Origin of the sequence: Bacillus sp. 22483, assembly GCF_052044605.1 — a bacterium.
GTDB lineage: Bacteria > Bacillota > Bacilli > Bacillales > Bacillaceae > Bacillus > Bacillus altitudinis.
Window position 1 is genome coordinate 320,931 of record NZ_JBQENU010000003.1, and the last position, 23,653, is coordinate 344,583.

Genomic DNA, 23,653 nt, shown 5'->3' on the forward strand with positions numbered 1-23,653 from the left:
AGCCTCAATACAGGAGTGATAAGGTGTACGCAGATAAAGAGAGAAAACGAATTGTTGTGAAAATCGGAAGCAGCTCTCTTACTAGCTTTCAAGGTGAGATTAGTTTAAAAAAACTAGAAAACCTCGTCAATCAAATTGTAAAACTCAAAGATGAAGGACACGAAGTCATTTTGGTCTCATCTGGTGCGGTTGCAGCTGGTTACCGAAAATTAGGATTTATTGATAGACCGAAAACACTGCCAGAAAAACAGGCGTCTGCCTCAATAGGGCAAGGGCTTTTAATGGAGTCATATTCTACTTTATTTTTATCGCACGGTTATATTGCTTCACAGCTATTAATTACAAGAAGCGATTTTTCAGATGAAACGCGCTATCAAAATGTGCGAAATACAATGAATGTGTTATTAGATCGAGGGATCATCCCGATTATTAATGAAAATGATACAGTGACGATCAATCGTTTGAAGTTTGGAGATAATGATACATTGTCTGCAAAAGTAGCTGGACTGATTGATGCGGATTTCCTCGCTATTTTATCTGATATTGATGGCTTGTATGAAGATAACCCTCATACAAACCCGAATGCGAAGAGAATTCTCGAAGTCACAGAAATCACAGAAGACATCGAAGCAGCCGCTGGAGATGCGGGAAGCAGCGTTGGCACAGGCGGAATGAAATCAAAACTCGATGCTTTTAAAATTTCAATGGCCGCAGGCATCAATGGCTTTTTGGGAAAAGCCGATACGCCTCACATTTTAGACAAAGCCATTAATGGGACAGAGGACGGCACTTATTTTACAGCTGACGAAAATTTAGCGCCGCTGAATTATAAAAAACAGTGGATTGCTTTTCATTCTGGCCCAAAAGGCGAAATCGTTGTTCAAGAGAAAACACAGGAGCTTCTCATGCATCGTGAGAAAAGTCTGGATTCTGACGGCATAGTCAATGTAAAGGGTTCGTTTAAAAAAGGCGATGTTGTCCGTATTTTAGATCAAGATGAAAGAGAAATAGGGCTTGGCATTGTCAATTATGCGTCCGACGAACTCGCACTGAACGGTGACTTGCTACAGGATGAAGTGGTGCATGTCGTAGATCTTGAAGCGTTTGTTTGTCATTTAGATTTATCAATACCAGTTTGCTAATCATAAGGGAGGAATTTCATGACACTGACAGCTGAAGTTGTCACATCGGTCAAAGAAAAAGCGAAAAAAGCAAAGCACGTATCAAAAAAACTAGGTTTACTTCAAACAGAGGAAAAAAATGAGGCGCTGCTGAAAATAGCAGAAACACTCGAACAGCAAAGTGATTTTATTTTACAGGAAAATCAAAAGGATTTAGAGGCTGGAAAAGAAAAGGGCTTCTCTGAAGCATTAATGGATCGATTAATGTTAAATGAAGAGAGAATTCATGAGTTTGCGGAAAGTTTGCGGCTTGTGACGAGATTAACAGATCCTGTTGGAGAAATATTGGATGAATGGACTCTTGAAAACGGCTTACATGTGAAAAGCCGAAGAGTACCGCTCGGCGTGATCGGGATGATCTATGAAGCGAGACCGAATGTCACTGTCGATGCAGCAGGGCTTGCCCTCAAGGCAGGCAACTCAGTGATTTTAAAAGGCGGTTCCTCCGCTATTTCTTCCAACAAAGCCATCGTCCGCGTCATTCATGAGGCATTGGATCAAACAAAGATCCCTCGTGATGCGGTACAGTTTATTGAACAAACAGACCGTTCATCGGTTCAAGCGATGTTTCATCTAAAAGAGTGGATTGATGTTTTAATTCCGAGAGGCGGGGCTTCTTTAATCAAAACAGTTGTAGAAGAATCGACCATTCCAGTTCTTGAAACAGGGACAGGGAACTGCCATATTTTTATTGATCAAACAGCGAATGTAGAAAAAGCCATTCAGATTGTCATCAATGCGAAAACAAATCGTCCGGCCGTTTGTAATGCGCTTGAGACTCTGATCGTTCATCGCGATTGGCTGAAAGAAAATGGTGCAGCATTGAATGAAGCACTCCTTCAGCACCATGTCACTGTGCATGGAGATCAAGACGCTCAATCTTTCTTTTCCGAAGCGGTTCCTGCGGAGGAAGTAGATTGGACAGATGAGTATTTAAGTCTTGATCTTGCGGTGAAAGTCGTTGACTCAATTGAGGACGCCATTCATCACATTGATCAGTACGGAACGAAACATTCAGAAGCCATCGTAACAGAGGATGAAAAAAACGCACAAATCTTTCTAAACGAAGTCGATGCGGCCGCTGTTTATCATAACGCATCTACACGTTTTACAGATGGCGGTGCACTAGGATATGGCGCTGAAATTGGCATTTCTACTCAAAAACTGCACGCAAGAGGGCCAATGGGACTTCCTGCACTGACAACAACAAAGCTGCTTCTATCTGGTGATGGTCAGATTAGAAGCTAGAATGAATGTAACGAACACTACCTTTCTTCTTGGGGTAGTGTTTTTTTAGTGTATGAGAAAAGAAGAGAGAAAAAGGGGGAACGACATGGAAACGATGCTGAAGCACTGACAACTCTTGAAAAAGAAGACAAAGGGCTAAAATAAAGTCCATTTTAGCCCTTTGTCAACAATCTGAAATTCCAGATAAGAGGGAGTTTTTTTATGAACTTGAACAATCTTTTTTCATGACTTTCTCAAATTTGAAAAATTCAAATGTCTCAGGTGCTAAAGGGTCATTTTCTTGATTCTTCTCATGAGGGAAGCTCGGATCTGGATGGTGTAAGTGATAAAACTCAACAATCTGAAACCCGCATTTGTTCACATAAAAATGAATGTTGCGCTTTTCAAAATAAGGAGTGACAACTTCCCACACCTTCGTTTCTGGATATTGCGCCTCAATGGCTTTCCATGCTGCCTGACCAATGCCTCGGCTGTGAGATGATGAAGAGATATATAACAGGTCCACCGAATTGCGGTGTGTGAGAGGGTTGATTTTTAAAACAACCCCTCCTGCCTTTTGACCGTTTAGTAAAATATGATAGACAAGGTTCTCAGTCGAATAAAAAGATTCATCAATCGACTCATCAGGAGGAATTGGTCCACCTTCTGCATCGCCAAATGCATCAATGATGCCAGCTGTGAAAGCATCTTGCAGTTCTTTTTTCATCAAAGGGAAGTCTTCTTGATTTGCAAGTGATAATGTGACTTGATCTTGTGCGATTTTGTTCATGTGTAAATCCTTTCTCCACATATGTGGTGTTTCTGCATGTTATCATAAAGGATGGAGTAACTCCATAGTCAAGAAAGGAGCCCTAAAAATGATGAGCGATGTTCAAAAAACATTTTTAACTGGAGAATTTGCGGCATTATTTGAAGTGAAAAAAGATACACTGCTCTATTATGATAAGATCGATTTGTTTAAGCCGGCAGGTGTTCAGGAAAATGGGTACCGTTATTATACATTTGAACAGTTTGATCATTTCATGGCCATTCAATCTCTTCGTGCTGTTCAATTTCCGATCAAACAATTAAAACAATACTTTACTGAGCCTTCTCAGGATAAATTGCAAAGTCTTGCGGTTGAGCAAGCAGAAAAGGTCGGGGAGGAGATCCAAAAACTACAGGATATTCAATCTTTTCTTTTTCGTGTGATCGAGACAACGAATGAATTATCATCAGTGAAAACAGGGGAGGTCTTGTTTCAAGAACTGCCAGAAGAACCGATCGTCCTTAGTACATCAAACCCGATTGATTCAAACACACCTATAGAAGAAATTTCTCGAATTGTAGGAGAATTTCTGAAAGGGATTGGTATTAAAGGTGCCGCGGCAAATGGTTCTGTTTTAAACAAGGAGCAGTTTTTGCAGCGTCATTATCATCAATCTGATAGGCTGTTTTGCCGAATGGAAGGGCCGGATGCAGTCAAAAAGCCTGCGGGTCTATATGCAGTCATGTATCAACAAGGAACATATGAAGAGATGGAGACTGCCTATTCACGTTTATTAGATCGAATCGAAGCAGAGGATATGATACTGGATGGTGATGTCTTTGAGGAGTATTTACTTCATTCTCTGATGTCTAAAAATGAAGCGGATTACATGACGAAACTTAGTGTGAAAGTCAGAAAACGGGAAGCTTAAGGCATCACAAAAAGGATAGACAGGCATTTTCACATGCTGTCTATCCTTTTTGGTGCTGTTTAACCGACTTGGTTTTCGGCAAATTGACTCATATAGAGGTCGGCATAAAAGCCTTTTTCTTTCAAAAGCTCACGATGAGTTCCTTTTTCAATGATCGTGCCATCTTTCATGACTAAAATGAGATCGGCATCTTTAATCGTTGAAAGTCGATGTGCAATGACGAAGCTTGTTCTGCCGTTCATTAATTGATTCATCGCTTTTTGAATATGCATCTCTGTCCGTGTATCGACACTGCTTGTTGCTTCATCTAAGATTAATATCTTCGGATCAGATAAGATGGCACGGGCGATGGTTAACAGTTGACGCTGACCTTGTGAGAGGTTGCCGGCATCTTCTGTTAAGAGTGTGTCATATCCATCTGGAAGGGTGCGGATGAAATCGTCTGCATAGGCATGTTTAGCGGCCTTCAACACATCCTCTTTTGAAACATTTGGTCTGCCATATGCGATGTTGTCATAAATTGTGCCTTCAAAGAGCCATGTATCCTGAAGAACCATCGCAAATAAGTCACGCACTTGCTCTCGGCTGAGGTCGGTTGTTTTTACGCCGCCAATGCGAATGGAGCCTTGATCTAGCTCGTAAAAGCGCATTAACAGATTAATAATCGTTGTTTTTCCAGCGCCTGTTGGCCCAACAATGGCCACCGTTTGTCCTTCTCGGACTTGTAAATTCAAATCTTTAATAATGGGTTGATCTTTCTCATAACCGAAGTGAACGTGCTCAAAGGCCACATCTCCGGAAAGGGATTTAAGATCAATCGCTGCATCTTCTTGCGCATGTTCTTCTTCCTCATCTAGAATTTCAAACACCCGTTCAGCAGAAGCGATAGCAGATTGAACTAAGTTTGCAACACTGGATGCTTGCACAAGTGGCTGCGACATTTGTTGTGTGTATTGGATAAATGCTTGCACATCCCCAACACGAATATTCCCATTAATGACAAGAATTCCGCCAGCAACACTTACCGCCACATAGCCAAGATTCCCAATAAAGGTCATCATCGGCATCATTAAGCCGGAGATAAATTGTGCTTTTCTTGAAGATTCATATAGTTGTTCGTTTAATTGATCAAATGTATCAATGGCTTTCTTTTCATAGCCATACGCACGAACCGTCTGATGTCCTGTGAACATTTCATTAATATGTCCATTGATCATCCCTAGTTCTTTTTGCTGTGCTTTAAAATGCTTTTGCGAAAATGATGTAATGCCTCGAATCGCAAACAAACTAAGAGGCAGCGTCAAACAAACAAGCAGCGTCAGCAGCGGACTGATGAAAAGCATCATGACGACAATTCCAATGACTGTAATGACAGATGTGATCACTTGCGTGAGTGCCTGCTGTAAAGAAGTATTAATATTATCAATGTCGTTCATCACCCGGCTCAGCGTGTCTCCATGTGTTGTTTTATCAAAATAACGAAGGGGGAGACGTGTGAGCTTGTCATTTGCTTCTTGCCTTAATTCAGCAATAGTCTGCTGCGAGACACCCGCCATTACATATTGCTGCACGAATGAGAAGAGAGATGCTACGACATATAATAGAACAAGCAGCAATAAAATGCGTGAAATGACATCGAATTGAACGCCAGTTCCTTGTGTAAAACTTTCAAATAGGGAAGAGGTGGCATCCCCAAGTAATTTTGGACTGACGACATTAAAAACGGTTGAACCGATCGCTGCAATCAGGACAATGATCAGCTGAAATTTCCTCGGTTTTAAATAGCCCGTTAAACGAAGAAGTGTTTTTTTAAATTCCTTCGGTTTTTGTACTGGACCCCTTGGGTGACCGCCTTTATGTCCCATTCCAGAAGACATTTTTTTACTCATCCTTGCTCCACCTCCTGACCTTCCTGTGATGCGACTATCTCTTGATAGACAAGGTTATCTTTCAGTAACTGTTCATGTGTACCGATACCTGCTATTTTTCCATCATCTAACACAATGATTTTATCGCTATGCTTCACTGTGCTGATTCTTTGGGCCACAATAATCAAAGCAGCATGCTCTTTTTCAGCTTCTAGCGCTGACCGAAGTTTTGCATCCGTTTTGTAATCAAGGGCAGAGAAGCTATCGTCAAACAGGTAGAATGCAGGTTTTCTTACGAGTGCTCTTGCGATCGAAAGACGCTGCTTTTGACCGCCAGAGAGATTCGAACCCCCTTGGTCTATCTCTGCGTGAATTCCGCCATCTTTTTGCAAAACAAATTCTTCGGCCTGTGCTGTCCGCAATGCCTGCCAAATCTCGTCATCTGTTGCATCGCGTTTGCCAAAGCGCACATTATCAGCAATGGTTCCGCTAAATAAAATGGCTTTTTGAGAAACATAACCCATCTGACTTCTCAGTTTCTCTTGAGGCAATTCTCTAATATCGACACCATCTAATGTAATTTTTCCTTCTGTTGCCTCGTAAAAACGTGTCATCAGCTGAAGAAGGGTCGTTTTCCCGGAACCTGTACTGCCGATGATCGCCGTCGTTTCACCCTTTTTGGCTTCAAACGTCATGTCTTGAACGGCTGGTTTTTCAGCATTTGAATAATAAAATGACACATCCTCAAAGCGAATGGACTGGGCTGGCTGATCAAGTTTAGTGACAGCTTCTTTTTTGTCTTTAATTTTGGGTTCTAGATTTAACACTTCATTCATCCGTTTAGCTGATGCCTGAGCTCTAGGCACCATAATAAAACTCATAGAAAGCATAATGAGTGCCATTAAAATCATCATCGCATATTGAATGAAGGCGATCAGATTCCCGACTTCCATCTGTCCGGCATCAATCCGATTAGCGCCAATCCAGACAATGCCGATATTCGTGAAGTTCATGATAATGAGCATAAAAGGGAACAAGTACGCCATTAATCGATTGACCTTAAGACCAGTATCCTTATACGATGTATTGGCTTCTTGAAAACGTTCCTTTTCGTCATCTACTCGGTTAAACGCACGTATGACCCGAATGCCTGAAAGCGACTCTCTCATAATCAAGTTCAGCCGGTCCGTTTTTTTCTGAAGCTGGCCAAAGAGGGGGATCGCTTTTCTTGACACCAAATAAATGAACCCGCCAAGAAGGGGAAGAGCTGCTAAAAAGATGAGAGATAACACAGCATCTCTAGATACAGCCAAAATAATTCCACCAACGAGCATTAGAGGCGCCCGTGTCATCATTTGTAAGATCATGATCGTGACATCTTGAACTTGTTTCACATCATTTGTGGATCTTGTAATAAAGGAAGATGTCCCGATTTTTTGAAATTCTTCTAATGAGAATTGTTCGACATGCACAAACAGCTGTCTTCTCATATCACGCCCGAAGCCTAGAGCTGTCTTAGATGACAAGTAGGACTTCCAAATCGTGAGCAAGATGGCAAGTAAAGAACAAGCCACCATCCAGCCCCCAACCTTCCATATATAAGCGACATCTCCTTGGACGATCCCGACATCAACGATATCTGCTGTAAGCGTCGGTAAATACAGCTGGAGCATACTGCTTAAAAAGGTGAGAATCACAATGGACACAACGGATAGCCGATAGGGCTTTAAAAACGATAAAATTGATTTCATACGATTACCTTTCTTCCATATAGTCTGTTGTTCTGTAACTCATCATATACAAAGAGGGATTATTTCTACAAATGAAATGTCTTGTTTTAATGAATTATTTATATTGTTCAATTTTTGAAAAGAAGTCCTTTACAAACATATAAAAATCATGGGCAGAAGGAGACATCTCTCTCGATTTAGAAGCAATAATTCCGACCGTTCTCCTCACTTGAGGGAAATCAATTGGAATTTTCACTGTAAATCGCGGTGTTGTTTCATAAAAGGCACTTTCGGGTAATAAGGTAACGCCCATACCCGCTGACACGAGACCTTTAATGGCATCCAAATCTTCTCCTTCAGATGAGATAGTAGGCTCATAGCCAGCCTGCTTACAGGCATCAACCGCAATTTGTCTCAGCACATATCCTTCAGGAAACAAAACGAAATGGTCTTTTCTCAAATCACTTAAATGAATACTTCTTTGCCCGCTAAAGGGGTGGCTAATAGGCAAAAGGGCATAAATGCTTTCGGAAAACAAGATATTTCCTTCTATTTGAGGATCGTTTGTCGGGACGGGTCCTAAAAAGGCAAGATCAATGTCTCGATTTTTAACAGCTTCAATCAGAAACTTATAGGAACCTTGCCGAAGTAAAAAATCGACCTCTGGATATTCCAGCTTAAATGCGGAAATGACAGAAGGGAGCACTTGGCTTGCTAGACTTGTAGGAAATCCAATGTTCACTGTCCCTTTGTGTGGGTCTAAGTATTCATCAATTTGTTCTTTGGCGTAATCTATCGCTTTTAGGGCGGTTCTGACATGGTCCAAAAATTGTCTGCCGATTTTCGTTAATTTGATATTTCGTCCTTCTCGTTCGAATAAAGCCACTCCAAGTTCTTCTTCTAAATTGGCAATCTGCCGGCTGATGGCAGATTGGGCAACGTGTAAGTTTTCAGCCGCTTCTGACACGTGTTCACGGTCAGCAACTTCTACAAAATAACGTAATTGACGAAGCTCCATTTTTGCACTTCACACCCATCTATCTCAAAAAGAGATTGTTTTGATCTAAATTATATATTGTTTATATCAATTTGAAAACTTAAAATAAGTTACAGAGTTTGTGAGATTTTATTACTGTGAAAAAACGGATCTTTTAAACGGGGGAGAGAAACGATGACTTATAATCAACTACCACAACCACAAGGTCTCTACCGTCCTGAATTTGAACATGATGCATGTGGAATCGGACTGTACGCCCATTTAAAAGGGGAGGCGACACATAGCATCGTCAAAAAGGGATTGCAAATGCTGTGCCAGCTTGATCACCGCGGCGGGCAAGGCAGTGATCCGTATACAGGTGATGGTGCCGGCTTAATGGTACAACTGCCAGACGCTTTTTTTAGAAAGAACTGTCAAGACTTTGCACTTCCTGAAAAGGGCCGTTACGGGGTAGGAATGGTGTTCTTTTCAAAAGATGATGATGCCAAAACGCGTCAAGCGATCGAACAAAAGATCAACGGCTTCATTAAACAAGAAGGGCAAACATTAATTGGCTGGAGAACGGTCCCTGTTGATGCTGGGAAAATTGGAACGGTTGCAGCGAAGAGCTGTCCGGTTGTCCGGCAGGTGTTCATCGGAGCAAACGACAACGTAACAGACCGTTTGTCATTTGAACGAAAATTATATGTCATCCGTAAGCAGGCTGAAAATTGGGGAACAGCAGAGGAAAAACAATTTTACTTTGTCAGCCTGTCTAGTCAAACCATTGTATATAAGGGGCTTTTAACATCAGATCAAGTTGATGCTTTTTATCTTGATCTACAGGATGAAACATTTGTTTCTGCATTTTCACTCGTTCATTCAAGATTTAGTACAAATACATTCCCGACATGGGAACGAGCGCATCCAAACCGTTACTTAATTCATAACGGAGAAATTAACACATTAAGAGGAAACATCAATTGGATGAGAGCAAGAGAACAACAATTCGTGTCTGAAGCCTTCGGAGAAGATCTAGACAAGATTTTGCCAGTGCTGAATGCAGACGGAAGTGATTCATCCATTTTAGACAATGCCTTTGAATTTTTCGTGCTTGCAGGGCGTACTCCTGCTCATACAGCGATGATGCTGATTCCTGAGCCGTGGACGGAGAATACGCACATGTCAAAAGAGAAACGGGCATTTTATGAATACCATAGTTCGTTAATGGAGCCATGGGATGGCCCAACAGCGATTTCGTTTACGGATGGTAAACAAATCGGCGCCATCTTAGACCGTAACGGATTAAGACCTGCGAGATACTATGTGACAAATGACGATCATATCATTTTCTCATCTGAAGTCGGCGTCATCGACACGAATGAAGAAGATGTGAAGTATAAAGACCGTCTTGAACCAGGTAAAATGCTGTTAATCGATTTAGAAGAAGGACGCATTATTTCTGATGAAGAAGTGAAATCTTCGATTGCGAATGAACTTCCTTATCAAAAATGGCTCGATGAAGAAATGGTTCACGTCAATCGCTCTGAAGAAAATTCAGAAAATTCTAGTATAATGAGTGATTTGTTAACGCGTCAGCGTGCTTTCCATTATACGTACGAAGACATTCAAAAGTATTTAATTCCTTTACTCGAAGAAGGGAAGGACCCAATTGGCTCAATGGGAAGTGATACACCGCTTGCTGTGTTATCAGATCGTGCACAGTCGCTGTTTTCTTATTTCAAACAGCTGTTTGCTCAAGTCACGAATCCGCCGATTGATGCCATTCGTGAGCAGCTTGTTACATCGACCATGACTTGGTTAGGTGCAGAAGGAGACATTTTACATCCAAATGAATATTCATGCCGAAGAATTAAACTTTATACACCTGTTTTAACAAGCGGTCAGTTCAACGGCTTGAAAACAATTGTTCATAACGCCTTTAAAAGCAAAACGATTCATACACTTTTCACTGATGACCTAAAACGCGGTCTTGATGCGATGTTTGAAGAGGCAGAAAAAGCCATTCGTGAAGGGGTATCTTTACTAATTCTTTCCGATCGTGACATGACGGAAGAAAAAGTGCCGATTCCACCACTTCTTGCATTGAGTGCACTTCATCAGCATCTTGTGCGTCAAGGCTTACGAACAAAGGTGAGCTTAATCGTCGAATCTGGAGAAGTAAGAGAGGTTCATCATTTTGCCGCACTGATTGGCTACGGTGCAGATGCGATCCATCCGTACCTCGTTTACGAAACATACAAACAGCTTATTGCTGAAGAAGCGATTGCGATTAGCTTTGATGAGGCTGTCACAAAGTTTGGGAAAAGTGTGACTGAGGGCGTCGTTAAAGTAATGTCTAAAGTGGGAATTTCCACTGTCCAAAGCTATCGAGGCGCACAAATTTTTGAAGCAGTCGGCATTAGTGAAGATGTCATCCAAGCGTATTTCACAGGAACAGCTTCTCAGCTAGGCGGTATTGATCTTGACACCATTGCAAGTGAAGCAAAGCTTCGTCATGAGGCTGGGTATCAGGCATCAACTGATCAAACGCTAGAATCAGGCAGTGAGTTCCAGTGGAGAAAAAATGGAGAGCATCATGCCTTTAACCCAAAAACCATTCATACCCTTCAGTGGGCATGCCGCAACGAAGATTATGATTTATTTAAGCAATATACGAAGGCAGCGGATGAAGAACGAATTGGTTTCCTTAGAAATCTATTTGCTTTTCATTCAAAACAAAAGCCAGTTCGTCTGGAAGAAGTTGAATCTGCAGAATCCATTGTGCGCCGCTTTAAGACAGGTGCGATGTCATTTGGTTCATTAAGTAAAGAAGCGCATGAAGCACTAGCGATTGCGATGAACCGAATTGGCGGCAAAAGCAACAGCGGAGAAGGCGGGGAAGATCCTGCACGCTTTACAGTAGATGAGCACGGGGATGATCGCAGAAGTGCGATTAAACAGATTGCTTCTGGCCGCTTTGGCGTGAAGAGTCATTACTTAGTCAATGCAGATGAACTGCAAATTAAAATGGCGCAAGGTGCAAAGCCTGGAGAAGGCGGACAGCTGCCAGGAAATAAAGTGTATCCTTGGGTCGCAGACGTACGCGGTTCTACGCCAGGTGTTGGGCTGATCTCACCACCGCCTCACCATGATATTTATTCAATCGAGGATTTGGCTCAACTGATCCATGATTTGAAAAATGCAAACCGTGACGCACGCATTAGTGTCAAGCTTGTCTCTAAAGCGGGCGTTGGAACGATTGCAGCAGGTGTCGCAAAAGGGACAGCGGATGTTATCGTGATTAGTGGATATGATGGCGGTACTGGGGCTTCTCCGAAAACAAGTATTAAACATACAGGACTTCCTTGGGAACTTGGATTGGCAGAAGCGCATCAAACCCTTGTCTTAAACGGTCTTCGAGAGCGAGTCGTTCTTGAGACGGATGGCAAATTAATGACAGGCCGCGACGTTGTCATGGCTGCGATTTTAGGAGCAGAAGAATACGGCTTTGCGACAGCTCCACTTGTCGTATTAGGCTGCGTCATGATGAGAGCATGTCATTTAGATACTTGCCCAGTCGGTGTCGCTACGCAAAACCCTGAACTTCGCAAAAAATTCATGGGTGACCCTGATCACATTGTCAACTTCATGATGTTTATTGCAGAGGAAGTAAGAGAAATTTTAGCTGAACTTGGCTTTACATCAATGGATGAATTGATTGGGCGTACGGATGTTTTATCAGTAAGTGAAAGAGCAAAAGCACACTGGAAAGCAGGACAGCTGAACCTTGAAACCCTGCTTTATCAGCCAGAGGGAGCACGCTCATTCAGAACGCCGCAAAATCATAAAATTGATGAATCACTGGATATGAATGAGATTCTTCCTTATGTACAGAAAGCGCTCGATCATCAAACACCGGTTGATCTGTCACTAAACATTCGCAACATTCACCGTGTAGCTGGAACGATTACGGGCAGTGAAGTGTCTAAGCGCTACGGAGAAGAAGGTCTGCCAGAGGATACGATCACACTTCGGTTCACTGGTTCAGCTGGACAAAGCTTCGGCGCATTTGTTCCAAAGGGGATGTCCTTATATTTAACAGGTGACTCAAATGACTATATCGGCAAAGGACTCTCTGGAGGCAAAATTGCTGTCAAAACATCTGATCACTTTGTACAAAATGGACATGAGAACGTGATTGTCGGTAACGTTGCATTTTACGGCGCGACAAGCGGAAAAGCTTATATTAACGGCCGTGCAGGTGAACGATTTGCGGTTCGTAATTCAGGTGTCAATGTGGTCGTTGAAGGAATCGGTGATCACGGCTGTGAATACATGACTGGCGGACGTGTTGTCATTTTAGGTGACGTCGGGAAAAACTTTGGTGCAGGGATGTCTGGCGGTATCGCTTATGTGCATACATCTGATGCAAAACAGTTCAAAAGAATGTGTAACATGGAAATGATCATGTTTGAAAAACTCACAGATCACGAAGAAGAACAAGAAGTGAAGCAAATGATTCAGGAACACCTTGATTATACAAACAGCTCAAAAGCAGCAGCTCTTCTAGAGAACTGGGCACAAGAAAAGAATCAATTCATTAAGATCATTCCGAGAAATTACAAAATGATGCTTCAAAGCATTGAGGAACAAAAACAAGCAGGCCTCAGCCACGAGGAAGCTGTTATGTTCGCATTTGAAGCAAACACAAAACCGAAAAATAAAGAAATGGCAAACGGGCAAAAAGCAGCCCTCGCTCATTAAGAAAGGGGAGAGGACAATGGGCAAAGCAACAGGTTTTATGGATTATAAAAGAGAAAAGCCAAATGAACGTGACCCTCTCACTCGTCAAAATGACTGGAAAGAATATTCAGCTCCTTATACAGATGAGGTATTGAAACAGCAGGGTGCTAGATGTATGGATTGCGGAACACCGTTTTGTCAAATTGGAATGGAGATCAGGGGCGGCGTTTCTGGCTGCCCGATCTACAATTTGATTCCAGAATGGAATGACCTTGTCTACCGGGGCAGATGGAAAGAAGCGCTTGAAAGACTACAAAAAACGAACAATTTCCCTGAATTTACTGGAAGAGTATGTCCAGCACCTTGTGAAGGCTCATGTACCGTCGCGATCAATGATCCAGCAGTATCGATTAAAAATATCGAACGGACGATCATTGATAAAGGTTTTGAAAATGGCTGGATTACACCAAGAATTCCTTCAAGTCGTACAGGGAAAAAGATCGCCATTGTCGGATCAGGACCAGCAGGACTGGCAAGTGCAGACCAACTAAACCAAGCAGGACACGCTGTAACCGTGTTTGAACGATCTGATCGTCTAGGCGGACTGCTCACTTATGGTATTCCGAATATGAAGCTCGACAAAGAAGTCGTTGAGCGCAGAGTCAAACTTTTAAGACAAGAAGGCATTGACTTTGTGACCAATACAGAAATTGGTGTGGATATCACGGCTGATGAACTGAAAGAGCAATTTGATGCGGTCATCCTTTGTACAGGTGCACAAAAGCAGCGTGACCTGTTAATTGAAGGCAGGGAAGCAAAAGGGATTCACCTGGCAATGGATTATTTAACACTCGCAACAAAAAGCATGCTTGATTCAGGATTCAAAGATAAAAACTTTATTGACGCAAAAGGGAAAGACGTCATTGTAATTGGCGGAGGAGATACAGGCGCTGACTGCGTCGCAACTGCACTTCGCCAAAAAGCAAAAAGTGTTGTTCAATTCGGAAAGCATCCAAAGCTTCCAGATACACGTGTAGGGGATAACATGTGGCCAGAACAACCTTATGTCTTCTCTCTAGATTATGCTTACGAAGAAGCACAAGCAAAATTTGGAGAAGACCCGCGCCAATATTCGGTTCAAACCACAAAGATTGTGGCTGATAAAAATGGGAAGTTAAAAGAGCTTCATACCATTCAAATGGAAAAGGTGAAAAACGAACAAGGGAAGTTTGAATTTCATGAGATTCCAGGAACAGAGAAGGTATGGCCAGCTCAGCTAGTCTTTATTGCGATTGGTTTTGAGGGAACTGAACAGCCGCTAGTGAAACACTTTGGCGTGGACAGCAAAAACAATCGGATTGACGCAAAATATGGGGAATATACAACGAATGTAGAAGGCGTATTTGCAGCGGGAGATGCAAGACGCGGTCAAAGCTTGATTGTCTGGGCAATTAACGAAGGCAGACAAGTGGCGCATGAGGTAGACCGTTATTTAATGGGGAGTTCGGTTCTGCCAAAATAGGTCAAACAAAGGGTGTTTACCATATATAGAGAAAAGCCATGACCAAAGAGTGGTCATGGCTTTTTATGATTCAGATATGGTTGGCTGGATAATGACTTTTTTACGTTTGAACTGGGAGACAACCAAACAGAGGAAGACAGCAAGAACAAAAAGAGAAATGGTCAAAAAGCCAAACGTATAGGAGCCCGTCATTTCTTTTAAACTGCCAAGAACGTTTGGTAAAAAGAATCCCCCAATGCCTCCTGCAGCCCCTACAATTCCAGTCACAATCCCAATTTCCTTATGAAACACTTGCGGCACAAGCTGGAACACCGCCCCATTCCCCATACCAAGACACATCATTCCGACAAATAAAAGCGCAATGACCACTGGTAAAGCAGGTAGACTACTCACTGCCCCTAAACAGATACCAATCAAAGCAAATAAACCGAGCAGTACTTTCATCCCGCCAATTTTATCGGCAATCAAACCGCCAACTGGCCGAAAGAAGCTGCCTGCCGCCACACAAAGCGTCACAAAATCACCGGCATGAATTTTTGAAATAGCATATTGGTCCACAAAGAAAATACTCAAGAAACTTGAAAGTCCGACAAAACCACCGAATGTAATTGCATAAAGAAGACAGAAAAACCACGTTGTCTTTACTTTAAAGACTGAAAAATAGGACCGAAGCGGCTGAGGGGCCGGCTGGTTTGGTGCATCTTTTGCTGTGAAAATAAAAAACAAAAAGACGAAACTTAAAGGAATAAGAGCGAGCCCCATCACTGTATGCCAGCCATACATCTCCGCAAGCCTTGGTCCAAAGAGTGTCGAGATCAGTGTTCCGCTGTTTCCGGCGCCGGCAATTCCCATCGCTACCCCTTGTAAATGAGGAGGGTACCAGCGGCTTGCCATCGGTAAAGCGACCGCAAAACTCGCACCTGCAACCCCTAATAAAATCCCGATCAGTACTAGCTCTGAAAGGGTTGTACCACCGAAAAACCCCCATATAAGCGGAATGGTGGTCAAAATCATGCCCATCATCGCTGTTTTTTTAGGTCCCATTCGGTCTGTTAATAGGCCTAGCACAATTCGAAAAAAAGATCCGGATAAAATCGGAATGGCTACAATCATGCCTTTTTCTATTGTCGATAAGGCAAAATCTTGTGCAATAAAAGCACCGAGTGCCCCCAGCAAAACCCAAATCATGAAACTCACGTCAAAATATAAAAATGAACCAAACAATGTCTTAGGATGACCACTAGAAGTCAATTCTGAGAGTTTCACAAAACCCCTCCTTTATTTTGAATTTTCTGACTTAAAGATAGCGAGTTGATAGAAGGAATGGAAGTGTTGTGTTAGAAAAAATGACATGGATAAACACTTTTTTACAAATGTGTGCCATAATCTATGGCAAACATTGCTTTGGCGCAAAAAGCTAGAAAGGTTGATCTCACATGGCAAAACGTAAACTCGTGTTTATCGGAAACGGCATGGCGAGTATGAAATGTATCGAACATATCGTAAAGAAACAGCCAGAACGCTATTCCATCACGATCATTGGAAAAGAGAAGCACCCGGCCTACAACCGAATAAAACTTTCGTCAGTTTTACAAAAAAGTGAATCGTTGTCTCAAATTGAACTAAAGCCAAAAGAATGGTACACCAAACATGACATCACCATCCAAACAGGCGAAGCAGTTGTCCACATCGATACAAAGCGTCAATTGCTCATGACAGAAGCACGCCGGAATATCCCGTATGACAAACTGGTTATCGCCACAGGCTCATCGCCTCATTTTCTGCCTATACAAGGCGTATCCAAAAAAGGGGTCTATGCTTTTCGTACGATTGACGATTATGAGGCCATTTACGCTGATTCTTTACGCTATGAGCGTGCAGCAGTCATTGGAGGTGGTGTACTTGGTGTGGAAGTGGCCGCTGGTTTACAGATCGCTGGACTGAAGACAACCTTGATTCATCACACGGATTGGCTTATGCAACGCCAATTAGATGAAACCGCTGCAGGGCTTTTGTCTCAACAATTAAGTCGCAAGGGGATTCAGGTAAAAACAAATGCTCATACGATTGCATGTTTAGGAAACGAGAGAGTAGAAGGCGTTCTGTTAAAAAGTGGAGACATCGTGGATGCTGATCTCGTGGTTTTCACAACAGGGGTCCGTCCGAATATAGAGCTTGCAAAACAGCACGGCATTCATACAAGAAAAGCCATTGTTGTAAATGATGTCATGCAGACAAACGTTGAGAATATTTATGCTATTGGAGAATGTGCAGAGCATAAGGGGATGGTGCACGGTCTTGTGCAGCCTATTTATGAACAAGCAAACGTGCTTGCGAATCATTTATTAGATGAACTGGTCACGAATTTACCTCCTGCCATTTATTCAACAAAATTGAAAGCAAATGACATATCTATTTATTCTGCTGGCAGTATTGTAAACCGATCCCCCTCCGCTTCAGTGGTGACTTACTTAGATGAAGAACAAGAAGTATATAAAAAACTAGTGTTTGAACATGATGTGCTCACAGGCGTTGTATTAGTTGGTCAACTTGAGAGAGCTGAGCAGCTTTTGCAGGATGTAAAAGTGGGGCGTGATAAAAGCGTAGTCATGAAATCGCTGAATGAAGAGCAGATATCCCCTTTAGATTCATTAAAAGCAGAGGATCTCATCTGCCAATGCCACACGGTGACGAAGGGAGCGATATTCAAAAGCATATCGGTCCATCACCTGACAAATTTAGAAGAGATAAAAAAACAGACAGGGGCCGCAACGGGCTGCGGAGGCTGTCAAGAGCTTGTTCGTGCCTGCTGCCATGTCTCATCAAATCAGCTAACGGAAGCACTGGACACGTTTTGCTCGTGCACAAATGTAGAGAAACAGACCATTTTTTCGTATATAAAAAATCAGCATCCGCTGAATGAAGAGCAAGTAAGAAGACAATTTAATTGGATGACAGATAACGGCTGTGACAAGTGCCGAGCAGGCATTCCATACTATCTTGAGCAGTTTCAAGATCTTTTCGTAAAAGACAGCCCATCAGATCATGAGCACATACTAATGCCTCAGTTATATGGTGGCCGTCTTGATCTGACATTTTTACAGATGATAACCGGATTGTTAGAGCAAAAGCAAATTCAGCACGTAGAACTAACGGAGAATAAACGAATTCGGCTGATCGGTATTTCACAAGAGGCCGCCCATATTGTAAAAGAACATGGACACATCATGCCACAAGAAAGCAAGAGACTTTCTCATGTTCTTTCATGTGATTGTCGTCACGATCCATCTGTCACAACACTTGTCATGGAGATCGAAAGACAACTAGAAAACACGCTTTTACCTGCAGTCACATCGATTCATATCGCTGGTCCTTCCTGCGTATGTCATTTCAGCCCCATCTATGACATCTGCATCAAGAAGCAGCTGGATGAATGGGACATTTATATAGGAGGCAGCATACGTCAACCTAAGGCAGGTCAGCTTTTTTATTCTGTGAGCCGAACGGATGAGCTGATTCCTTTTTTAAAAGCACTGCTTGAAGACTATAGAAAACGTGCATATTTTCAAGAATCTATTGGAGACTGGATCCAAAAAAACGGCAGCATTTCCATCCGAGAAAAATTGCTCGATGAGGAAATGAGAGAAGAGCTCTGCGAGCAATTTGAGCAAAGTAGACAAAAGGGTGTGAATGTATGAATCAATCTTTTTTACAATATGTGCAGCAAACATCAGAGCAGCAAGAGCGAAAAAGGGTGTTCCCATCTCAATGTCCGTTTTGCAGTATGCAGTGCAAAATGCAATTAGTCGAGCAGCACGCAGAAGGGCGAACACGCTACCAGACGATAGGTATTCATAATCCAACCACGTTCGGCAGGATCTGTATGAAAGGGCAGCATGCTCACCAGCACGCACTGCACAAGGAACGATTGAATCACCCCCTCATCAAAAGAAACGGTCAATTTGTCAAAGTGACTTGGCAGGAGGCACTTGACGAAATCAAAGCACGTACTCAAACCCTTCAGACGGAACATGGGAACGATGCTATCAGTGTTTATGGTAGTGCATCGATTACAAATGAAGAAGCTTATTTACTCGGAAAATTTGCAAGGGTCGCCCTTAAAACGAAATACATTGATTACAATGGAAGACTGTGTATGTCTTCAGCAGCAACAGCAGCTAACCAAACATTTGGACTTGATCGGGGTCTAACCTTTCCGCTTCGTGACATCAAGCATGCCCGGGTTTTACTATTGGTTGGAACCAATATAGCGGAATGTCAGCCGACCCTCATGCCGTACTTAGAAGAAGCTAAAAAGAACGGGGCATTTATCATCGTGATCGATCCGCGAAAAACAGCAACAGCCAAACTAGCTGACTTACATGTCAGCTTAAGGCCTGGGTCAGATGCTGCACTCGCAAATGGAATCTTACACGTCATGCTTCATGAACAGTTACTAGACGAAGAATTTATTAAAAAACGAACATCAGGTTTTCAAGAAATGAAACAGCATATTTCACACATGTCCCTGCCTGACATTACGCAGCAAACCGGTGTATCGATGAAAGTCATTCAAAAAATAGCGAGAAAATTCGCACGCGAAAAAACAGGCATGATTCTGACTGCAAGAGGCATTGAGCAGCAAATAGACGGGACAGCATCCGTTCGTAATTTCCTGAATATTCTGCTTGTTACTGGGAAAATTGGCCAGATTGGGTGTGGATATGGTGCCATTACTGGGCAAGGAAATGGACAGGGTGCAAGAGAACATGGACAAAAAGCAGATCAGCTTCCTGGTTACCGTGATATCACAAACCCAGTACATAGAAAAGAAATGGCCGAAATATGGAATATCGATGAAAAAGAACTGCCTGGAAAAGGTATATCTGCTTTTGAAATGTTTGAAAAAATGCAGAAAGGAGAGATAAAAGCGCTCTTTTTAATGTGTTCTAATCCCGTTCAATCAGGTCCGCATGCAAGTTTTATCAAAAAAGCCATCGAGCAGCTGTCCTTTTTTGTCGCAATTGATTTATTTATCTCTGAGACGGCTGCACTTGCAGATGTTATTTTACCAGCTTCGTCATATTTAGAGGACGAAGGGACCATGACGAACATAGAAGGACGCGTTACGCTGAGAGAAGCAACCTATCCACTCAAACACCAAAGAAAGCACGATTGGCAAATCATTTGTGATATAGCAGCAGTATTAGGCAAAGGCGGCTCTTTTTCTTTTTCATCTGCAGAAGACATCTTTGAGGAATTGAGAACAGCAACGAAAGGAGCCAAAGCCGATTATTCCGGTATGACCTATGACAGGTTAAGGAAGACGCAAGGCATATTATGGCCCTGCTCTCATTTGGAAGACCGAGGAACAGAAAGACTATTTGAGCATCAATTCTCACATCCTGATAAATTAGCAAAATTTGCAGTCGTTGCACATGGACAACAGGGTGCAAAAGAACCAGTCAGTCCAGAATATCCACTCTATTTAACGACCGGCAGGGTGATGGCTCATTACCAAACGGGCGTTCAAACAAGAAAAAGCACCTCTCTTGTTGCCCGGCAGTTTGAAGCTTATGTAGAGCTTCATCCTGATACAGCCGAAGCTTACGGGATTCAGCACGGGGAACTCGTCACCATCCAGTCAAAACGAGGTAGTGTCATCATGAGGTGCCACATAACAGATACCACCCGAAAAGATACTGTGTTTGTTCCATTTCACTGGAATAAACATCAATCAATTAACCTATTAATTGGTAAACAGTTAGATCCACACAGTAAAATGCCAGGTTTTAAATATTGTCCTGTACAGCTGTCAGCCTACAAGAATTGAAAACTATGTGAGAAATTTTAACATGTATTTTCCATCTTTGTTTAGATTATGGTACTTTCTAAAAAACGATCACATGAGGGGTGTTTTTCATGAAAGAAAAACTCGTATTAGTAGGGAATGGTATGGCTGGTATCCGAACGCTCGAAAACATTTTAAAAACAGACAATGAACGATTCGACATGACTGTATTTGGAACTGAGCCGTATCCTAACTATAATCGGATTCTTTTATCGAAAGTTCTCCAAGGGGATACAAAGACAGAGGATATTACGTTAAACGATTGGAATTGGTACAAGGAACATCATATTCAGCTGTTTACAAATGAGACCATTGTGAAGATCGATCCAGACAATCAAACCGTTATGAGTGATCAAGGACGGACCGTGCATTATGACCGTTTAATTTTAGCGACAGGGTCCCTCCCGTTCATCCCGCCCATTCCAGGGAGCGATAAAAAAGGGGTAACAGCTTTTCGTACATTACAAGACACAGAGGAAATGGTCAAAGCATCTACGATGTACAAAAAAGCAGCCGTTATTGGAGGCGGGCTCCTTGGACTTGAAGCAGCACGTGGTCTATTAAACTTAGGTATGGAAGTGACCGTCATTCATCTTGGCTCTCATCTAATGGACCGGCAGCTCGATCCGGTGGCAGGTCAACTTCTGCAAACAGCATTAGAAAAACAAGGCATGAGCTTTTTATTAGGAAAACAGACAAATGAAATTTTAGGAGATACAAGAGTAGAAGGGCTAACATTTTCAGATGGTTCTACATTAGAGACAGATATGGTGGTCATGGCAGCAGGAATTAAACCGAATCACAAGCTTGCCGAAACGAGCGGCATTGAAGTGAACCGGGGAATTATCGTCAATGATTTCATGGAAACAAGTGTCCCGCGGATTTACGCAGTCGGAGAATGTGTTGAACACAGAGGACAAACGTACGGTCTTGTTGCGCCATTATACGATCAAGCAAACGTGCTTGCGAAGCATGTTTGTGATATGGCCCCGACGCCTTATGAAGGATCTGTTCTATCGACACAGCTGAAAGTATCAGGGGTTGATGTATTTTCAGCTGGAGATTTTATAGAAAACGATGAGAAACAAGCGATTAAGATTTTTGACGAACAGCAAGGCATTTATCAAAAACTAGTCTTCCAGCAAAACCGATTAGTCGGCGCCGTCATGTTTGGAGAAACAAGCGATGGACCACGTTTATTCTCGTACATTAGAGAAGGTGTTGATATGTCAGATATGGAAAAAGTATCTGTCTTAACATCAAATGAGCTGGCGCAAGAAAACACGATTGAACAAATGGCAAACGACCATATCGTTTGTGGCTGTAATGGTGTCTCAAAAGGTCAAATAGTGGCAGCTATTCAAAAAGAAGGCCTAACGACTATACAAGAGGTCAAGCAATGTACAAGTGCTTCTCGGTCATGCGGAGGCTGTCAATCTGTTGTGGAAGAGATTTTATGGCACACTTTAGGCGATGATGCAAACCGCACTGCGCAAAAAGAAACCATCTGCGCCTGCACCACCTTATCAAGAGATGAAGTGATTCATGAAATAAAAGAGAAAGGTTTGCAGCATGTCAAAGAAGTGATGAATGTACTTGACTGGGAAACAGAAGAAGGCTGTTCAAAGTGCCGGCCTGCACTGAATTACTATTTAGGGATGATGTATCCGCTTGACTACAAAGATGAAAAAAGCTCGCGATTTGTGAATGAACGAATGCATGCCAACATCCAAAACGATGGTACCTATTCGGTCGTTCCACGTATGTACGGGGGCGTGACAAATGCTAATGACCTGAGAAAAATAGCGGATGTCGTTGACAAATATGAGATACCGCTTGTGAAAATGACTGGAGGGCAGCGAATCGACCTTTTAGGTGTCAAAAAAGAAGATTTACCAAAAGTATGGGCTGATTTAGATATGCCGTCTGGTTATGCTTACGGAAAATCATTAAGAACCGTCAAAACTTGTGTTGGAGAACAATTTTGCAGATTCGGAACGCAAGATTCCATTTCTCTTGGGATCGCACTTGAAAAGAAATTTGAAGGACTTGCCACACCGCACAAAGTCAAAATGGCCGTATCAGCCTGTCCAAGAAACTGTGCTGAATCTGGGATTAAAGATCTTGGCATCGTAGGTATCGATGGGGGATTTGAATTGTATGCTGGCGGGAATGGAGGGACACATTTACGAGCTGGAGACTTATTAATGAAAGTAAGTACAGCAGAAGAAGTAGAACAAATGGCCGCAGCCTACCTTCAATATTACAGAGAAACCGCAAATTATTTAGAGAGAACATCCGCTTGGGTTGAACGGCTTGGATTGAATCATATCCAAACGGTACTGCTAGATGACAAGAAACGTGCAGCATTAATCGAAAGAATGGACATCGCACTTTCAACTTATGAAGAACCGTGGCAAGAGATTCGAGAGAACGAAACAGAAACAAGACAATTATTTCAAAAGGCAACTGCTTCCGTCTAAATCAATTGAAGGGATGAGATCAGATGACAGTTTCAATTGTAAAAGTTCATATTGGTACAATATCAGATTTCCCGTTGCAGCTAGGGAAAACAGTCGCAGCCGGTCCACTTGAATTAGCTGTTTTTCAAACCTCTAACAAGCAGTTCAAAGCCATTGAAAATCGCTGTCCTCATAAAGGCGGTGTACTAGCTGAAGGAATGGTGAGCGGAGATCATGTCTTCTGTCCAATGCATGATTGGAAAATCAATCTTTCATCAGGAAATGTTCAAGAACCAGATCATGGATGCGTGAAAACATATGAAGCATTGGTTGAGGGAGACGACGTCTTTATTTTACTGCCTTCATAAATGGTTTAGAACCTTCCTTTCC

Annotated in this window: 14 protein-coding genes; 9 read left to right on the plus strand and 5 right to left on the minus strand. The window is 42.4% G+C overall.

Going from position 1 to position 23,653, the window contains the following annotated elements:
- The first annotated feature begins 23 nt into the window (after positions 1–23).
- Together proB and ACTJJQ_RS07100 are read left to right on the plus strand one after the other, a co-directional pair.
- On the plus strand, positions 24–1,142 hold the full coding sequence (proB, locus tag ACTJJQ_RS07095) for a glutamate 5-kinase (protein ID WP_058214074.1): 1,119 nt from the start codon (positions 24–26) through the stop codon (positions 1,140–1,142).
- Positions 1,143–1,160: 18 nt separating this feature from the next.
- Positions 1,161–2,429, plus strand: coding sequence for a glutamate-5-semialdehyde dehydrogenase (locus ACTJJQ_RS07100; RefSeq protein ID WP_025207480.1), 1,269 nt, complete (start codon positions 1,161–1,163; stop codon positions 2,427–2,429).
- 199 nt (positions 2,430–2,628) lie between these two features.
- Here the strand turns inward: ACTJJQ_RS07100 and ACTJJQ_RS07105 are convergent, their stop codons facing one another.
- Positions 2,629–3,198, minus strand: a complete 570-nt coding sequence (locus ACTJJQ_RS07105; protein ID WP_056704317.1) for a GNAT family N-acetyltransferase — start codon at positions 3,196–3,198, stop codon at positions 2,629–2,631.
- A gap of 88 nt (positions 3,199–3,286) precedes the next feature.
- Here ACTJJQ_RS07105 and ACTJJQ_RS07110 point away from each other — a divergent pair, with 88 nt between their 5' ends.
- Positions 3,287–4,108, plus strand: coding sequence for a MerR family transcriptional regulator (locus tag ACTJJQ_RS07110; protein ID WP_017367416.1), 822 nt, complete (start codon positions 3,287–3,289; stop codon positions 4,106–4,108).
- A 59-nt stretch (positions 4,109–4,167) separates the two neighbouring features.
- Here ACTJJQ_RS07110 and ACTJJQ_RS07115 read toward each other — a convergent pair whose 3' ends face one another.
- The 3 genes from ACTJJQ_RS07115 to ACTJJQ_RS07125 all read right to left on the minus strand — a co-directional run bounded on the left by ACTJJQ_RS07115 (position 4,168) and on the right by ACTJJQ_RS07125 (position 8,724).
- Positions 4,168–5,997, minus strand: a complete 1,830-nt coding sequence (locus tag ACTJJQ_RS07115) for an ABC transporter ATP-binding protein (protein WP_017367415.1) — start codon at positions 5,995–5,997, stop codon at positions 4,168–4,170.
- The gene (locus ACTJJQ_RS07120) at positions 5,994–7,727 is read right to left on the minus strand and encodes an ABC transporter ATP-binding protein (protein ID WP_046526851.1); all 1,734 of its coding nucleotides are present in this window, start codon (positions 7,725–7,727) and stop codon (positions 5,994–5,996) included. The genes ACTJJQ_RS07115 and ACTJJQ_RS07120 overlap by 4 nt, the downstream gene beginning before the upstream one ends.
- Before the next feature lie 94 nt (positions 7,728–7,821).
- The gene (locus tag ACTJJQ_RS07125; RefSeq protein ID WP_024718330.1) at positions 7,822–8,724 is read right to left on the minus strand and encodes a LysR family transcriptional regulator; all 903 of its coding nucleotides are present in this window, start codon (positions 8,722–8,724) and stop codon (positions 7,822–7,824) included.
- A gap of 153 nt (positions 8,725–8,877) precedes the next feature.
- Here ACTJJQ_RS07125 and gltB point away from each other — a divergent pair, with 153 nt between their 5' ends.
- Both gltB and gltD read left to right on the plus strand, forming a co-directional pair.
- The gene (gltB, locus tag ACTJJQ_RS07130) at positions 8,878–13,449 is read left to right on the plus strand and encodes a glutamate synthase large subunit (RefSeq protein WP_440600062.1); all 4,572 of its coding nucleotides are present in this window, start codon (positions 8,878–8,880) and stop codon (positions 13,447–13,449) included.
- Between the two features lie 16 nt (positions 13,450–13,465).
- On the plus strand, positions 13,466–14,950 hold the full coding sequence (gltD, locus tag ACTJJQ_RS07135) for a glutamate synthase small subunit (RefSeq protein WP_440600063.1): 1,485 nt from the start codon (positions 13,466–13,468) through the stop codon (positions 14,948–14,950).
- Positions 14,951–15,013: 63 nt separating this feature from the next.
- Here gltD and ACTJJQ_RS07140 read toward each other — a convergent pair whose 3' ends face one another.
- A complete protein-coding gene (locus tag ACTJJQ_RS07140; protein WP_048002875.1) occupies positions 15,014–16,216 on the minus strand; it encodes a nitrate/nitrite transporter in 1,203 nt (400 codons plus the stop codon).
- Positions 16,217–16,386: 170 nt separating this feature from the next.
- Between ACTJJQ_RS07140 and nirB (ACTJJQ_RS07145) the strand changes: the two genes are divergently transcribed.
- The 4 genes from nirB (ACTJJQ_RS07145) (at position 16,387) to nirD (ending at position 23,631) form a co-directional block, all read left to right on the plus strand.
- The gene (nirB, locus tag ACTJJQ_RS07145) at positions 16,387–18,648 is read left to right on the plus strand and encodes a nitrite reductase large subunit NirB (RefSeq protein WP_268450498.1); all 2,262 of its coding nucleotides are present in this window, start codon (positions 16,387–16,389) and stop codon (positions 18,646–18,648) included.
- A complete protein-coding gene (nasC, locus tag ACTJJQ_RS07150; RefSeq protein WP_440600064.1) occupies positions 18,645–20,783 on the plus strand; it encodes an assimilatory nitrate reductase catalytic subunit NasC in 2,139 nt (712 codons plus the stop codon). Before nirB (ACTJJQ_RS07145) ends, nasC begins: the two co-directional genes overlap by 4 nt.
- Positions 20,784–20,872: 89 nt before the next feature.
- Positions 20,873–23,284 carry a nitrite reductase large subunit NirB gene (nirB, locus tag ACTJJQ_RS07155; protein WP_108611633.1) on the plus strand — a complete coding sequence of 804 codons (2,412 nt, stop codon included), beginning with the start codon at positions 20,873–20,875 and terminating at the stop codon, positions 23,282–23,284.
- 23 nt (positions 23,285–23,307) lie between these two features.
- A complete protein-coding gene (gene nirD, locus ACTJJQ_RS07160) occupies positions 23,308–23,631 on the plus strand; it encodes a nitrite reductase small subunit NirD (RefSeq protein ID WP_008346593.1) in 324 nt (107 codons plus the stop codon).
- Positions 23,632–23,653: the final 22 nt, after the last annotated feature.

What these genes read in the sequence shown, in the direction of transcription:
- nirD (WP_008346593.1), top strand. Translation starts at nt 23,308, where the DNA reads ATGACAGTTTCAATTGTAAAAGTTCATATTGGTACAATATCAGATTTC.
- ACTJJQ_RS07120 (WP_046526851.1), bottom strand. Translation starts at nt 7,727, where the DNA reads ATGAAATCAATTTTATCGTTTTTAAAGCCCTATCGGCTATCCGTTGTG.
- nirB (WP_268450498.1), top strand. Translation starts at nt 16,387, where the DNA reads ATGGCAAAACGTAAACTCGTGTTTATCGGAAACGGCATGGCGAGTATG.
- ACTJJQ_RS07100 (WP_025207480.1), top strand. Translation starts at nt 1,161, where the DNA reads ATGACACTGACAGCTGAAGTTGTCACATCGGTCAAAGAAAAAGCGAAA.
- nasC (WP_440600064.1), top strand. Translation starts at nt 18,645, where the DNA reads ATGAATCAATCTTTTTTACAATATGTGCAGCAAACATCAGAGCAGCAA.
- gltD (WP_440600063.1), top strand. Translation starts at nt 13,466, where the DNA reads ATGGGCAAAGCAACAGGTTTTATGGATTATAAAAGAGAAAAGCCAAAT.
- ACTJJQ_RS07115 (WP_017367415.1), bottom strand. Translation starts at nt 5,997, where the DNA reads ATGAGTAAAAAAATGTCTTCTGGAATGGGACATAAAGGCGGTCACCCA.
- gltB (WP_440600062.1), top strand. Translation starts at nt 8,878, where the DNA reads ATGACTTATAATCAACTACCACAACCACAAGGTCTCTACCGTCCTGAA.
- ACTJJQ_RS07110 (WP_017367416.1), top strand. Translation starts at nt 3,287, where the DNA reads ATGATGAGCGATGTTCAAAAAACATTTTTAACTGGAGAATTTGCGGCA.
- ACTJJQ_RS07125 (WP_024718330.1), bottom strand. Translation starts at nt 8,724, where the DNA reads ATGGAGCTTCGTCAATTACGTTATTTTGTAGAAGTTGCTGACCGTGAA.
- ACTJJQ_RS07105 (WP_056704317.1), bottom strand. Translation starts at nt 3,198, where the DNA reads ATGAACAAAATCGCACAAGATCAAGTCACATTATCACTTGCAAATCAA.
- nirB (WP_108611633.1), top strand. Translation starts at nt 20,873, where the DNA reads ATGAAAGAAAAACTCGTATTAGTAGGGAATGGTATGGCTGGTATCCGA.